The organism is Streptomyces sp. NPDC058534 (assembly GCF_042717365.1).
Lineage (GTDB): Bacteria > Actinomycetota > Actinomycetes > Streptomycetales > Streptomycetaceae > Streptomyces.
Window position 1 is genome coordinate 33,078 of record NZ_JBHXNW010000034.1, and the last position, 12,091, is coordinate 45,168.

General features: G+C 72.5%; 13 protein-coding genes and 2 pseudogenes. 9 read left to right on the forward strand and 6 right to left on the reverse strand.

The annotated features are described in order from the left end of the window. Positions 1 to 67: 67 nt before the first annotated feature. From ACFWR9_RS21550 to ACFWR9_RS21560, 3 genes are all read right to left on the reverse strand, one after another. Positions 68 to 727 (reverse strand): fasciclin domain-containing protein, encoded by a 660-nt coding sequence (locus ACFWR9_RS21550; RefSeq protein WP_383844579.1) that lies wholly within the window; start codon positions 725 to 727, stop codon positions 68 to 70. A gap of 385 nt (positions 728 to 1,112) precedes the next feature. Next, positions 1,113 to 2,045 carry a M56 family metallopeptidase gene (locus ACFWR9_RS21555; protein ID WP_383844582.1) on the reverse strand — a complete coding sequence of 311 codons (933 nt, stop codon included), beginning with the start codon at positions 2,043 to 2,045 and terminating at the stop codon, positions 1,113 to 1,115. 7 nt (positions 2,046 to 2,052) lie between these two features. Then, the gene (locus ACFWR9_RS21560) at positions 2,053 to 2,436 is read right to left on the reverse strand and encodes a BlaI/MecI/CopY family transcriptional regulator (protein ID WP_383844585.1); all 384 of its coding nucleotides are present in this window, start codon (positions 2,434 to 2,436) and stop codon (positions 2,053 to 2,055) included. A gap of 84 nt (positions 2,437 to 2,520) precedes the next feature. Here ACFWR9_RS21560 and ACFWR9_RS21565 point away from each other — a divergent pair. Together ACFWR9_RS21565 and ACFWR9_RS21570 are read left to right on the forward strand one after the other, a co-directional pair. After that, positions 2,521 to 2,610, forward strand: a pseudogene (locus ACFWR9_RS21565) (TerD family protein); the annotation flags it as partial. Further along, positions 2,594 to 2,686: pseudogene (locus ACFWR9_RS21570) on the forward strand (chemical-damaging agent resistance protein C); the annotation flags it as partial. The pseudogenes ACFWR9_RS21565 and ACFWR9_RS21570, both read left to right, overlap by 17 nt. A 15-nt stretch (positions 2,687 to 2,701) precedes the next feature. Here ACFWR9_RS21570 and ACFWR9_RS21575 read toward each other — a convergent pair. The 3 genes from ACFWR9_RS21575 to ACFWR9_RS21585 all read right to left on the reverse strand — a co-directional run bounded on the left by ACFWR9_RS21575 (position 2,702) and on the right by ACFWR9_RS21585 (position 7,547). Beyond that, a complete protein-coding gene (locus ACFWR9_RS21575) occupies positions 2,702 to 4,390 on the reverse strand; it encodes a hypothetical protein (protein WP_383844588.1) in 1,689 nt (562 codons plus the stop codon). Positions 4,391 to 4,510: 120 nt separating this feature from the next. Then, the gene (locus ACFWR9_RS21580) at positions 4,511 to 5,191 is read right to left on the reverse strand and encodes a lytic polysaccharide monooxygenase (RefSeq protein WP_383844590.1); all 681 of its coding nucleotides are present in this window, start codon (positions 5,189 to 5,191) and stop codon (positions 4,511 to 4,513) included. A 193-nt stretch (positions 5,192 to 5,384) separates the two neighbouring features. Continuing rightward, on the reverse strand, positions 5,385 to 7,547 hold the full coding sequence (locus ACFWR9_RS21585) for a DUF1996 domain-containing protein (protein ID WP_383844593.1): 2,163 nt from the start codon (positions 7,545 to 7,547) through the stop codon (positions 5,385 to 5,387). Positions 7,548 to 7,910: 363 nt separating this feature from the next. On the opposite strand from ACFWR9_RS21585, the gene ACFWR9_RS21590 reads away from it, so the two are divergent. The 7 genes from ACFWR9_RS21590 (at position 7,911) to ACFWR9_RS21620 (ending at position 12,086) form a co-directional block, all read left to right on the forward strand. Then, the gene (locus tag ACFWR9_RS21590) at positions 7,911 to 8,567 is read left to right on the forward strand and encodes a class I SAM-dependent methyltransferase (RefSeq protein ID WP_383844596.1); all 657 of its coding nucleotides are present in this window, start codon (positions 7,911 to 7,913) and stop codon (positions 8,565 to 8,567) included. Positions 8,568 to 8,662: 95 nt separating this feature from the next. Next, complete coding sequence (locus ACFWR9_RS21595) at positions 8,663 to 8,980, forward strand: gas vesicle protein (protein ID WP_383844600.1); 318 nt, start codon at positions 8,663 to 8,665, stop codon at positions 8,978 to 8,980. A gap of 36 nt (positions 8,981 to 9,016) precedes the next feature. Further along, positions 9,017 to 9,478: a gas vesicle structural protein GvpA gene (locus tag ACFWR9_RS21600; RefSeq protein WP_383844603.1), complete on the forward strand. Its 462-nt coding sequence runs from the start codon at positions 9,017 to 9,019 to the stop codon at positions 9,476 to 9,478. Then, positions 9,475 to 10,239 carry a GvpL/GvpF family gas vesicle protein gene (locus ACFWR9_RS21605; protein WP_383844606.1) on the forward strand — a complete coding sequence of 255 codons (765 nt, stop codon included), beginning with the start codon at positions 9,475 to 9,477 and terminating at the stop codon, positions 10,237 to 10,239. Before ACFWR9_RS21600 ends, ACFWR9_RS21605 begins: the two co-directional genes overlap by 4 nt. A 4-nt stretch (positions 10,240 to 10,243) precedes the next feature. Continuing rightward, positions 10,244 to 10,531, forward strand: coding sequence for a gas vesicle protein GvpG (locus ACFWR9_RS21610; RefSeq protein WP_383844609.1), 288 nt, complete (start codon positions 10,244 to 10,246; stop codon positions 10,529 to 10,531). Then, a complete protein-coding gene (locus ACFWR9_RS21615; protein ID WP_383844612.1) occupies positions 10,528 to 11,121 on the forward strand; it encodes a hypothetical protein in 594 nt (197 codons plus the stop codon). Before ACFWR9_RS21610 ends, ACFWR9_RS21615 begins: the two co-directional genes overlap by 4 nt. Further along, on the forward strand, positions 11,118 to 12,086 hold the full coding sequence (locus tag ACFWR9_RS21620) for an SRPBCC family protein (protein WP_383844615.1): 969 nt from the start codon (positions 11,118 to 11,120) through the stop codon (positions 12,084 to 12,086). Before ACFWR9_RS21615 ends, ACFWR9_RS21620 begins: the two co-directional genes overlap by 4 nt. Positions 12,087 to 12,091 lie beyond the last annotated feature (5 nt).

A 12,091-nucleotide genomic window follows, 5' to 3' on the forward strand; every position in this document is an offset into this window, starting at 1 on the left:
GGTCACTCGCGGGGGGGGGGGGGGTTCCTCCCCACCCCCCCCCCGGCCGCCGACGTGCCCGACCGCGTCAGCTCTTGGGCATCAGGACGCTGTCGATGATGTAGACGTTGGCGTTGGCGGTCTTGACGTTGCCGCAGACGACGTTGGCGGAGTCGTTGACCTTGTAGGCCTCGTCCGAGCCCGAGGTGGTGAGCTTGGACTTCTGCAGGGTGTCGAAGGAGCCGTTCTCCAGGTCCTTGGGCGCGAGCTTCTGGCCCACGACGTGGTAGGTCAGGATGTCGGTGAGCATCGCCTTGTCGTTGAGGACCTTGTCCAGGTCGGCCTTCGGGATCTTGGCGAAGGCGTCGTTGGTCGGCGCGAACACCGTGATGTTCTCGGCGTTGTTGAGGGTGTCGACCAGACCGGCCTTCTTCACCGCCGACACCAGCGTGGACAGGGCCGGGTTGTTCGAGGCGGCGGTGGCGACCGGGTCCTTCGCCATGCCGTCGAACGAACCGGCGCCGTCCTTCGGCACGGTGGAGCAGGCCGGGCCGAACGGCTTGTCGGCGCCGGCCATGTCGCCGGAGGTGTCCTCGGACTGCTCGTCGGTGGCCGCGGGGGCCGAGGACTCGGCCTGCGCGGAATCCGAGGAGCCGCTGTCGCTGTCGTCGGAACAGGCGGCCAGCGACAGGGGCAGGACGGCGGCAGCGACGATGGCGACGGCGGAGCGACGGATACGGGCGTTCATGGAATCTCCCTGGAAAATGGCAGCACTGAGACTGCGCTGGTGCGAAGAGTGGTGCTCGTCAAGGTGAAGCGGTGGTCCGCCTGGTGAGTGGTCCGCCCGGCGGGCGGTCCCCCCCTATGCGGTGGCGGGCCGACCCGGATCCGGGGCCGGACGCCGGACCGTTGGTCCGGGGTGCGCGTGTGGGGGCCGAGCCGCCCTGCGTATGGCAGGCAGGGAGCGCAGGCGGGCGGTCCGCTGTCGGTGTGGTCTCGGTTCTTCCCTCACACGGGGAATCCGGAGCCGGCCGGGTTCCGGATTGGCCGATCACCCGATCGAGTGAGGAAGTTTCTCGGGCACTTCTGTGACCAGGGACTTTCCCCGGAAGAAGCCGTCAACATGACGGGGCTCAGAGCGGGGTCGCGGCCCGCAGGATGACGAACATCGTGACGGTGGCGTTCGCCGACGACATCGCCGACACGGCCGTTCCGGCGGCCGCCGCCCACGCGGCCAGTCCCACCGAGGTGAACACCGAGGGCCAGGTGCGGACGGCGGGCGCGGGGCCCAGCAGGGCCGCCACCCGGCGCGGCACCGGGCCGGGCGCCGCGAGGCCGGCCAGGGTCGCGACCGGGGTGCCCCGGGAGACGAGGGCCGCCTTGCCGATCGCGGTCGCCACGGCGCGACGGTCGCCGACCACCTTCGCGGCCGCCTCGTCCGCCCAGCGTTCGGCCGTGCAGGAGACGGCGGTCCGCAGGGGGCGCAGGAACGGGTTGGCCAGCGCGGCGAGCCGGACGGCCAGCAGGAAGCGGTGGTGGCGGGCGGCGAGGTGGGCCCGCTCGTGGGCGAACAGCGCGCGCCGCTCGGTCGGTTCGAGGCAGTCGAGCAGCGCGGTGGTGACCACCACCCGGTCCCGGCGTCCGCCGGGCAGCGCGTACGCGTAGGGCACGTCGTCCGGCAGTACGGCCACGCCGGTGTCCCGCAGTCCGGCGAGGGCGCGGTGGGCCCGGCGGCGTACCCGGCCGTGCCGCCACAGGGCTCGGGCCGAGGTCAGGAGCACGGCGCACAGTGCGGGAATCGCCGCCTTGCCGACGACCTCGTCGTAGGGCACCGCCGCCCGCACCTCGGGGTCCGACCAGCCGTCGGGCAGCGGGTTGCCGGGCAGTTGCGCGGTGCCGACCACCATCACCAGCGCCAGGCACACGGTGCTGCACAGGGCCATGACGGCGGCGACGGCGGTGAGCAGCCTGGTCGCGGTGCGCGGGTGCAGACGCTGCTCGGCCAGCCGGGCGACGGGCCATGCCGTCAGCGGCAGGACCAGCGGCAGGAAGACGAAGACCCCCATGGCGGTGTCAGCCGTCCTCCGCGTCGCGCGCGTGCCCGAGCAGGTCGCGCAGCAGCCGCTCGTCGTCCGGGTCGAGGCCGGTGACGAAGCTGGCCAGCACCGCTTCCCGGTCGCTCTCGGCGTCCAGGACCTTGCGCATCCTGCGCGCGGCCAGACCGGCCTGGTCCGCGGGCGTCCAGGCGAAGGAGCGGCCCGCCCGCTCGCGGCTGACGGCGCCCTTCTCCAGGAGCCGGGTCAGGATCGTGATCACCGTGGTGTAGGCGAGGTCGCCGCCCAGGCGCTCCTGCACCCAGCCGGCCGTCGCGGGGCCGTCCGCCTCGCGCAGCGCCGTCAGCACCAGTGCCTCCAGCTCGCCCTGGCCCCGTCGCCGCGACCGCCGGTGATCCGTCACGCCCCGCCTCCTTCCGCCGCTGTGCGCTCTTTGCGCTCTGTGCGAAGGCCATCGTATTGAGGGCTATTTCTACAGTGTCGTAGCCTGACCGCCGTGCTGGTCAGTCTGGGCTGGGACGTGCGCACCACGACCGGCACCGACTACGACCTCGACGCCTCGGCGCTGCTCCTGGACGAAGTTCCGGGCGGTCGGGCAGGGTTACGCCTCCGGTCTCGCGGGCATCGCCGCGGACTTCGGGGTCAACATCTGACCCGGTCCAGGACGGTCACCGGTCCGTGGCGCAGCAGCCGCCCGTCCCACCGGGGGCCGGCGCGGTGTCGAGGCGGCAGAAGCAGGACGCCTCGACCGGTACGTCCGCCAGCGCGGCGGCGAGCCTCAGCTGCTGCGCCACGATCCGCGCCTCCCCCGCCCGGTCCAGCCGCACCAGGCACTCGTGGAGTCCGTGCAGCGCCCAGACGTTGCCCGGGTGCTGGAGGGCGCGGGGCAGGGTGTCGTCGAGACCCAGGTCGGCCCGGTAGACCGCCTCGGCCTCGGCGACCCGGCCCTGTTCCAGGAGCAGGGCGCCGTAGGCGTGCCGGGTGGGCTGCATCCAGCCCCACGGCTCGTCGTAGGGGAGGTTGTCGTCCAGGCCGATCGCGCGTTCCAGGGCGGCGAAGGCGGTGGCGTGGTCGCCCTTGCGGTACTCCAGTTCGCCGTCGAGCATGGCCGAGGCGACGGCGAGGATGTCGGCGCAGGTGTTGTTGAACAGCATGCGGGTGTCCGGCACCCGGGCGACCGCGTCGCGGAACAGGACGCGTTCGGCCTCCGCCTCGGCGACCCGGCCGGTGGCCGAGAGGGCGACGCCCCGGGCGTAGTGCAGCATCGCGGTGGTCACGCAGTACAGGCGCGGATCGGCGGGCAGCGGCAGGGCGAGGATGTCGGCCCAGCGGCCGAAGCGGATCAGGACGTGCACCCGCATGGCCAGGAAGCCCTCCAGCCAGTCGGCCATGGGCGGGCTCTGCACGTGCAGCAGTTCCTCGGGAACGGACGCCTCGAGTTGGGCGGCGGTGCCGAGGGCGACGTCGTACCGGCCCAGGAACATCGCGCCGTAGATCCTGAAGTGGTAGTTGTGCGTCCGGTAGAGGGTGTAGAAGTTCATCGCCCCGGCCCGCGCGCGGTACTTCTCGTCGGCGGCGACCGCGGCGCTGTTGTCCGACACCACGCGCCGGTAGTCGCCGCACAGCACTTCGAGGTGCGACGGCATGTGGAGGAGGTGTCCCGCGTCGGGGACCAGGCCGCGCAGCCGGTCGGCGACGGTGAGGGCCGCCTCGGGGGTCGGTGACATCTCCATCAGGTGGATGTAGAGGTGCAGGACGCCGGGGTGTTCGAGTCCCCCGTCGGCGGCCAGGGCCCGGTCGAGGACCTCCTTCGCCGCCAGGGTGCGGGCCCCCTCGGCGGGCAGCCCCGTGCGCAGGTCCCACAGCTGCCAGGGCGTCAGGTTCATCAGGGCGTCGGCGTAGAGGGTGGCGACGTCGAGGTCGTCCGGGGCGAGGGCGTGGACGGCGCGCATGCTGTCGGCGTACGGCGCGTTCCAGACCGAGCAGTCCTCGACGGCGCGCGCCTGCGGGTAGCGGGCGCGCAGGGCGCCGATGAGGGCGCGTTCGACCGGGGTGGCCCGGGCCGCCTTGTCGTGGGCGAGTTCGACGGCGGTGTGGGCGCGGTCGACGTTCCGGGTCAGCTCCTCGGCGTCGAAGGCCTCCCAGGGCTTGTTGTAGTTGGGGCCGAGGGCGTAGGCGATGCCCCAGTGGGCCATGGCGCAGTCCGGGTCGGCCGCGGCGGCGGCCTCGAAGCACGCGACGGCCTCCTCGTGGTGGAAGGCGTACGTCCACACCAGCCCGCGGTCGAACCACCGCTGGGCCTCGGGCGACGAGGTGGTCACGGGTCGGCCGTGGACGCCGAGGTCGTAGTAGTCCATGCAGGGACGTATACCGCACTCCGGGACGGCCGCGGAGTACTGCGCGGGACGTCGCGGCGCGCGGTGTCCCCGCCGGACGCGGCGCGCGCCCGGCGGGGGTGGGGGGCGGCGGTGGCGCGATCAGCCGAAGTCCACGTCACTGCAGAGGAAGTACGTCTGGTCCATGTGCGACGCCTGCCAGATCGTGTAGACGACGTGCCGGCCGCTCAGACCCGACGTATTCACCGGGATCTCGTAGTTCTGACTGGGCGCGTAGCTGCCCGTACGCGCCACCTGCTGGAGGTCGCCCCAGGTCAGGGCCTGCGTGGTGGGGTCGAAGCCCTGCCGGGTGACATAGACCAGGAAGTAGTCGGCGCCGTGGCTGGCCTGGTCGTACAGCTTGACGGTGAAGTCGTCGGTGACCTCCGTGGCCTGCCACGCGCCCACGGTGTCCAGCGAGTTGTAGCGTCCGCTCTCGGTCCGGCCCCCGCTGCACAGCTGACCGTCGGGGACGACGGCCTGGAAGTCACCGGCGGAGCCGTTGCGGTACAGGCCGTTCCAGTTCCACATGGCGTTGGGGTCGTCCTGCCAGGCCTGCCAGCACATGGGGTCTTCCTGCGCCATGGCGGGGTTCTGGAAGTCGTCGCCCCAGCGGTCCCAGCAGCCGTAGTTGCGGGAGGCGGGGTCGACGACCGAGCCGTGGGCGAAGGCGGTGCCGCTCCAGGGGATCAGGGTGAGGAGGACCGCGGTCAGGGCGCTGAGGACGAGGGTCGTGGTGCGGCGGACTCGCCTCACTGGAGTGACGTGATCATGACAATACATAGTGCCCTTCTTCCGGGTGGGGGGCGACGGAGATGCCGAGACCGGGCGGCGCACGAGTGGGAGCGCTCCCAATGCCTCGCGGAATCCAGGCTGCGCCCGCGTGAACCCCTTGGCAACATTCGAAACGAGCCAGTTCGCGCGACGGGCGGGCGGGAAGAGATCCCGCCCCCCCGTCGTCATGTCGGAGTCGGCGTCAGAGCACACGCCGCCTGGAGCGGATCAGCAGCACACAGCCGCCTGCGAAGAGGACACCGCCGACCGCCGCGGGCCACAGGCCGAGGCCGGAGCCGGTCTCGGCGAGTCCGCCCTGCGCCTGCGGCTGGGGTGCGGATCCGCCGCCGTTGCCCTGAGTGGCCTCGGGGGCGGCCTCGGCGCTGCTCGCGTCGTCCGGGGCGTCGGCGGGTGTCGTGGCGGCCTTCGGCGCGGCGCTCGCGGAAGCATCGGCGTCCTGCCCGCCGGCCGGGGGTGCGGACTGCTCCGCGTCGTTCTGCCCCTGGTTCTGCCCCTGCTTCTGCCCCTGGTTCTGGCCGTCGCCTTGGCCGTCGTCCTGCCCGGGGGCCTTCCCGTCGTTCCCGCCGCCGTTCTGCTCGTCGCGGCCGTCCTGACCGTCCTGACCGCCGTCCTGACCGCCGTCCTGGCCGGATTCCACGGGTGCCGAGGCCGTGGCGGTCTGCTCGGCCGGGGGCTGGGTGGTCTGCTCGCCGCCGTCGCCGCCCGGCTGCTCCTCGCCCTTGCCGTCGTCCGGCGCCTCGGAGGCGTCCGGGTCCTCGCCCTGGCCCGGGTCGGAACCCGGGGGAGGCGTGCCCGCACCGCACTCGCGGCCGGAGTTGATGCAGTCGGTCATCTCGCGCATCAGGTCCTCGTCGAAGACGTTGATGAAGTCGCTGTGGTCGGTGACCGGCTTGTGCAACTGCTCCGGGAAGGAGTCCACGGCGAACAACGGGACCGTCCGGCCGCCGTCCTGGAGGCTGGGCGCGTCCACGTCGTACACGACCCGCTGGACCAGCCGCGGAACGGCCTCGAAGCCCTCCGGGCAGCCGCCGTCGGCGGTGGCGAAGGCCATGTGGGTGCGGTGGTTGGCGCTGTCGATGTTCCGGCCGTCCCAGCAGCTCTGGAAGGTGAAGGTGCGCACCACGTCGCTGGCGGAGGGGCAGAGCGGGTACTTGTCCTTCAGCTGCCGGTCCTCGAAGCCGGTGCAGCTCCAGGAGGCGTTCGCGTTGGCGTTGCCGTTGACGAACGCCTTCGCGTCGCCGGTGATGATGCGCAGCAGCCGCGGCATCTCCGTGACCTTGCCGCGCTCGTGGCCCTCGAACGTGAGCGTGACCTCGGCCGGCGTGACGATCTCGCCGGCGTTGCCCTCGATGCCGCCGCCGGGTGACTGGGCGTCCTGTTCGGCGGTGCCGTTCTGGAGCCGGAGCACGGGCCAGTAGTAGGAGGACTTGTCGCCCTGGTCGGCGCAACTGGTGTCGGCGGCGGCCAGGTCCTCGTCGCTGGAGAAGGCGTCGTTGTCCTGGTTGCCGACGTAGTCGTGGAAGTGGTGGGCGCCGTTGCTGACGCCGGGCGCGGCGATCAGGTTGTCCGAGTTGAACAGGCCCTCGGCGTTGACACCGCAGCTGGTGCTGAAGGAGCCGTTCGAGGCGTTCTTCTGGCGGGGCGCCTTCACCACGTTCGGCTGGACGGACTTGATGTCGACGTAGTCGGCCGCCACCGGGCCGTTGCCCGCCTGTCCGCCGTTTCCGGCCCCGTCGCCCTCGCCGTTCTGCTGGTCCTGGCCCTGCTCCTGCCCCTGCTCCTGTTCTTCTCCCTGGCCCTGCTGCTCCTGCTGCTGGTCGGGACTGCCGCTCTGCGCCTGGTCCGGCACGACCTCGGTGCGGCGCAGCGTGCACTCCGCCAGCGTGTCCAGTCCCTCGGGACGGTCCCCGGCCTTGTCGACGGCGGCGGCGATGCGCTCGATGGTCGCCGCCCGGTCCTTCTTCAAGGGGTCGAGGATGGCGGCCTCGTCGAGGGTGCCGTCGTCCGCGGTGCGGGCGGATTCCTGGAGTTGGCGGTACGCGGTGGCGATCTGCGCGTCGAGCTGCGCCAGTTCGGTGTCGACCTGCTGCCTGGCCGGTTCCGGTACGGCGGTCAGCCGCTCGGTCAGGTCGGGGCAGTCGACGGTGGCCGCGATTCCGGAACTGCCCAGGGGAACGGCGGTGTTGCCGGATTCGGTCGCGGAGGCGAAGACGTTCACGGCCACCAGGCCGCCGCCCCCCAGTATCAGCGCGACCGCTCCGAAGGTCGCGCGCCGCGCCCCGGTCGGGCGTCTGCGCCTGTTGTGTCCCAAGGCGTGCTCCTGTGTCGTGACGGACTCGGGCATGGAATGCCCCCGGCTCCATACGGAGTCGGGGGCCGGAGCGTTCAACCGTCCCGGGGATTCTCAGGAATCCCTCACCTCACGGGCGCGGGATCCACCGGCGGCCGCTCTGGACGTCCGCCGTCGGACGGCACCGCGATCGCCCACCCGGGGCCGGCCTCACGGGGTGCGGCGGGCGGCGGCAGCCGGGTATACGCGTGGTCGGGCAGACTCGACGCGGGGACGCGGTGGTGATCCTCCGCCCCGGCCGGGACCTGCGCTTTCGACGCGCCGGTGGGCCGTTCCCCCGAAGGGGTCCTTGTCGGCGGCTCGGTCGCGGTGGAACGATGCCGACGGCACCGGCTCAGCGCACCGAAGGGACCCGTCGTGACCGACGACCAGCAACGGCCGCACCCCGGCGCCGCGTTCGACGCGCTGGGCGCCGAGTACGAGAAGGCGTTCGCCGGGTCGAGGACGCACCGGCGCTCGCTGGAGTGGCTGCTCGGGCGGCTCGCGCCGGGGAGCCGGGTGCTGGACGTGGGCAGCGGCACCGGCCGTCCCACCGCCGAGACGCTCGCGACCGCCGGCCACGACGTATTGGGCGTCGACATCTCGCCGGTCATGGTCGAGCTGGCGGCCCGACAGGTGCCGGCCGCCACGTTCCGGTGCGCCGACATCGACGACGTACCGCTCGAGGACGCTTCGTTCGACGCCGTCTGCGTGTACTTCTCGCTGCTCCAGCTGGACCGGCGGGAGCAGACGGAGCTGGTCGGGCGGCTGGCGCGGGTGCTGAAGCCGGGGGGTTACCTGGTGCTGGCGACCGTGCCGCTGGACGTGGAGGGCGTCGACGCCGTCTTCATGGGACAGCCGGTCCGCGTGACCAGCTTCACCGCGCAGGCCCTCGCCACCGTGGTGGAGGAGGCCGGTCTGGAGGTGGTGGCGGAGGAGGCGACGCTGTTCACTCCCGCCCACCCGGACGCCCGGCCCGAGCCGCACCTCTTCCTGCACTGCCGCCGCCCGGTCGCCACCGCGCCGGACGCCTGACGCACCCGCTCCGCGGCCGGCGCCTGGCTCCGGCACCGCCCCGGATGGGGTAACCCCGCACGCGCGCGCCGTGCCCCGCGGCCAGAGTGGGCAGCATGACAGAGCCTGGCGAGCGACGGCGCCGCACGACCTCCACGACCACGCGCGAGCGCCCCGTACGCGGTGCCCGGGCCGCCGCCCGGCGTGCCGCGGACGCCCTGTCCGAGCTGATCCGGCACCGCCTGGAGGGCGTCTCCGCGGTGTGCCGCAGCGAGGACGACGGCTGGATCGTCAACGTCGACGTGCTGGAAGTGGCCCGCATCCCGGACACCACCAGTCTGCTCGCCACCTACGAGGTCGAACTGGACCCCTCGGGCGACCTCGTGCAGTACCGCAGGATCGCGCGCTACCGGCGCGGTGCCCAGGACCAGTGAGCCGACGGTGAGGCGCGTACCCGGAAGGACCACCGCATGATCACGTACGACGACGAGGTCATCTGCGCGCCCCGCGCCGGAACCCTCTACGACGTCCTCGAACTCATCCTCGACCGCGGCATGGTGATCGACGTCTTCGTGCGCGTCTCCCTGGTCGGCATCGAGATCCTCAAGGTGGACGCCCGCATCGTGGTCGCGAGCGTCGACACCTACTTGCGGTTCGCCGAGGCCTGCAACCGCCTGGACCTGGAGCACGACCAGCGCTCCAAGACCGTGCCCGAGCTGTTCGGCGGCCCGGTCGCCAAGTCCGTCGGCAAGGCCGGCGCCAAGCGGACGGCACGCTCGCTGACCGACAAGGTGCGGGACGTCCTCACACCGGACGAGGAGACGGACGAGGAGGAGGCGCTCCCCCGCGGCCGGTCCTCCGCACGGTCCCGTGCCCAGGAGGACCGCCCGCGCGACCGACCCCGCCGCCGCACCCGTAGGGAGGACGCATGACCGCGCCCGTCACCACCACCGCCCCCGGCACCGTGCTGAAGTCGCTCTACGTCTACGGCATCACGCCCGCCGGGGTCCGTGCCCCCCGCTCCCCCGGCGTCGACGGCGCCCCGGTGCGGCTGCTGAGCGACTCCGGCCTGTGCGCCGCGGTGTCGGACGCGCCCGCGCGGCTCCTGCCCCGGCGCCGCGACCTGCTGGCCCACCAGGCCGTCCTGGACGAACTGGCGGCGCAGGGACCACTGCTGCCCATGCGGTTCGCCGTCCTCAGCCCCAGGACCGACACCCTGCTCGCCCAACTGCGCGCCGACTCGGTCCACTTGGCGCAGCAGCTCGACGAGGTGCGGGGATGCGTCGAACTCAACGTCAAGGGCACGGTGGTGCCGGGCCACTTCGCCGATCTGGTACGCCGGGACGAGAGCCTGCGGTCCATGGCGCTGAGGACCCGGCGCCGTCCCGACTACGAGGCCAACGTCAGGCTGGGAGAGGCGCTCGCCCTCGGCGTACGCCGGGAGGCACGGCGCGCCGCGCGGGAGATCCTGGACCGTCTGACGCCGCTGGCGGTGCGCACGACCGGGGGCACCACCGACGGCGAGCAGGTGCTCAGCGCGTCGTTCCTGCTGCGCGCGGGCGACGAGCGCCGCTTCCGGGAGGCGGTGGACGCGGGGGCCCGTGCCTGCGGGGACCGGCTGGCCCTCAGCGTGACCGGCCCCCTGCCCTGCTACAGCTTCGTCGAACCGCGTCCCGCGAAGACCGGGCGGTGACGCGGTGGGCATCGTGAGCGGTCTCCTGCTGCTGCCCCTCGCACCGGTGCGCGGCACGGCATGGATCGCCGACCACCTGCTCCAGGAGGCCCGGCGCCAGGCCTACGACCCGCGCGCCGTCCAGGCGCGGCTGGCCGCGCTGAACCGGGCCCTGGACGAGGGCGCCATCGACGAGGCGGCCTTCGAACGGGAGGAGGAGCGGCTGCTCGCCCTCCTCGAACGCCCGGCCCGCCCGGCCCGCCCGGGGAGCCGTACGACCACCACGGATCGAGCGCAGAGAAGGCACGTATGAGCGACAACAAAACGGCCCTGGCGGCAGCCATGGCAGGCGGATATCTCCTGGGGCGCACGAAGAAGGGCAAGCTCGCCTTCGCGGTCGGCTCCTACCTCGCGGGTCGGCGCATCGGCCTGTCACCGGGCGACCTGCTGTCCCAGGGACTGGGCGGGCTCCAGCAGGCGCCGCAGATCCGGGAACTCACCGAGCAGCTGCGCGGCGAGCTGCTGACCGCCGGGCGCACGGCCGCCACCGCCGCGGCGAACCGACGGCTCACCGGCCTCGCGGACACCCTCCGCGACCGTACCGACGCGCTCACCGGCGCGGGCCGGGGGGACGACGAGGAGGTCGGTCCGGACGAGGACACGCAGGACGAGGACGCCTACTCCGACGAGGAGGACGACGAGGAGGACCAGGAGGAGGACCAGGAGGAGGACCGCGAGCCCGCGCCCGCGCCGCGTCGGCGTACGGCCAAGAAGGCTCCGCCGCGCAAGGCCGCGCCCCCCGCGAAGAAGACGGCGAAGAGCCCGGCGAAGAAGACCGCGAAGAAGACCGTGCCCTCGAAGACGGCCACGGGTTCGCGCAGGCGCGGAGGTGGACGCGGATGACCCCCGACCGGCAGGACAAGGGCACACCGTCCCCCCTCGGGGGCCTCAAGGACGCCCTCGGCGGATACCTCTCCGCCACGGGGCACAGCCTCGTCGGCAAGGCGGGGAAACGGATCGGCGGCCTCACCGACCGCCTGACCGCATCCGCAAACGGCAACGGCAACGGCAACGGCAACGGCAACGGCGGCAACGGCAAGGGCGGCGGAAAGGGCGGCAACGGCAAGGGCGGCGGTAACGGCAACGGCGGCTCCAAGGGCGGCGGCAGTGCCAAGAGCGGCAGCGGCAGTATCAAGGCCACGCACATCATGGAGGTCGTCGACATCGGCGTCCCCCTGCGCACCGTCTACGACCAGTGGACCCAGCTCCAGGAGTTCAGCGACTTCACCAAGGGTGTCCGCAGCGTCAGCGCCGAGGACGAGGTGACCAGCAAGTGGAACCTCAAGGTCGGCCCGTCCAGCCGTAGCTGGACGGCGACCGTCCAGGAGCAGGTCCCCGACGAGCGGATCGTGTGGACCTCCGAGGGCGCCAAGGGCAGCACCCGCGGCTCGGTCACCTTCCACGAACTGGCGCCCCGGCTGACCCGGGTGATCGTGGTCTGCGAGTACTACCCGGCGGGCTTCTTCGAGAAGACCGGCAACCTCTGGCGCGCCCAGGGACGCCGGCTGCGCCTGGACCTGAAGCACTTCGCGCGGCACGTGACGCTGGTGGACGAGGAGGAGATCGAGGGCTGGCGCGGCGAGATCCGTGACGGCGAGGTCGTCCGGACCCACGAGGAGGCCATGGAGGAGGAGAACGCCGACGACGAAGAGGACGAGTACGAAGGCGACGAGAAAGAAGACGAGGACGAGGACGAAGACGAGGACGGTGACTACGAGGACGAAGAGGACGAGGACAGTGAGCACGAAGACGAAGAGGACGAAGAGGACGAGGAAGAGGACGACGACCGTGCCCGCCGACGCCGCTGACCTGG